This is a genomic window from Metabacillus kandeliae (assembly GCF_021166585.1).
Lineage (GTDB): Bacteria > Bacillota > Bacilli > Bacillales > Bacillaceae > Metabacillus_B > Metabacillus_B kandeliae.
This window is the reverse complement of record NZ_JAJOZE010000031.1, coordinates 1-1151: the sequence shown is the minus strand read 5'-3', so window position 1 is coordinate 1151 and position 1151 is coordinate 1. Positions and strand designations below refer to the sequence as shown.

2 protein-coding genes are annotated in these 1151 nt (G+C 42.3%); one reads left to right on the top strand and one right to left on the bottom strand.

The window, feature by feature from the left end; genetic code table 11:
- Nucleotides 1-360 (bottom strand): T7SS effector LXG polymorphic toxin (locus tag LRR81_RS21160; RefSeq protein ID WP_231791393.1); only part of this gene is annotated, 360 nt, incomplete at its 3' end.
- A gap of 341 nt (nucleotides 361-701) precedes the next feature.
- Between LRR81_RS21160 and LRR81_RS21155 the strand changes: the two genes are divergently transcribed.
- Complete coding sequence (locus LRR81_RS21155) at nucleotides 702-1103, top strand: hypothetical protein (protein ID WP_231791392.1); 402 nt, start codon at nucleotides 702-704, stop codon at nucleotides 1101-1103.
- Nucleotides 1104-1151 lie beyond the last annotated feature (48 nt).

Genomic DNA, 1151 nt, shown 5'->3' with positions numbered 1-1151 from the left:
TTCATTCTGCTGCTGTCCGACCATTGTTTTGGCATTGCGAATGGACTGTGAGAGCTCATTCTCAAGCGTATTGGTGTGAACGATGGTATCTCCTGAAAAATTGGCTGCCTCCGTATCCCCTGGAACGCCTCTGAAAAACTTGGCATTTGCCTCTGTCAGCTGCAGCCACACATCAACAACTTCAATCTGCGCCTGGTAAAAGCCTTTGATTGCCTCTGCCCCTTTACCCTGAAACCCGCTGTTATCCACGATCGCCTGAAACTGGGTCTTCAGCCCATTTAGCTGATCTCGCAGCTGATCATACTGCTTGGCCCGATCTTCCATCCCTGAAACAAGTGTCTTTGCGTCATAAACCTTCATTCCCGCCATCTGGTTCAGCTTCACTCCTTTTGGAAAAAAAGCACGTTATTACAAAATTCTATCATTTCTTACCAGATAGCTGAATCTGCGTATAGTCCCTGACTTTGATGAACATGGGTGAAAAAAGACCTAGCATGAGTTAATCATCCAAGTCAACTTTGTGTGATTATGACAAAACCAATCAAATAGGGAAATTTTTTAATTTTATTGACGAAACAACCAAATTATGGTTGACCCACCTATATTGAGCCTGTATAATCGGAAGTAAGAACAAACGTTTGTGTAAAATTCCTTCTTCTGGTGTATAATATCAAAATCCATTTACATGGAGGAGATTGGCAATGGACACATATAAAAGAATCCGTTTTACTCTAGAAAGAGACAGCTTGGAAACCTTACAAGAATCGCTAATGGCTTATATACGGTATGCGGAAGAGCAAGGCTTTTCTCATTCTACTGAGCGTGCGGTCCTTGATTATCTAAATAAGAAGTACAAATCAGCCAAAGAAGCCCGAGTTTCCATGCAGCTATCTATTAAAGATGTTGGGATTCTCCATGACTCCCTATCTGACCACGTCCTGTACTCTGAAGGAGACCAAAGACACATTCTCCCTCTTTTAGAGCAGCTGGAAACACTGCTGGAACAAAAGACAAAACAACAAATGGCTACCTTTCAAGGCTACGTTTTTTGCCGATCACTTGCCAATGTTGAGACATTGCTTAGCAAACAAGCGATAGGATAACCTATCTCATAAAAGCTGCAGCATAAAAAGAACCTGACTTCCCCACTG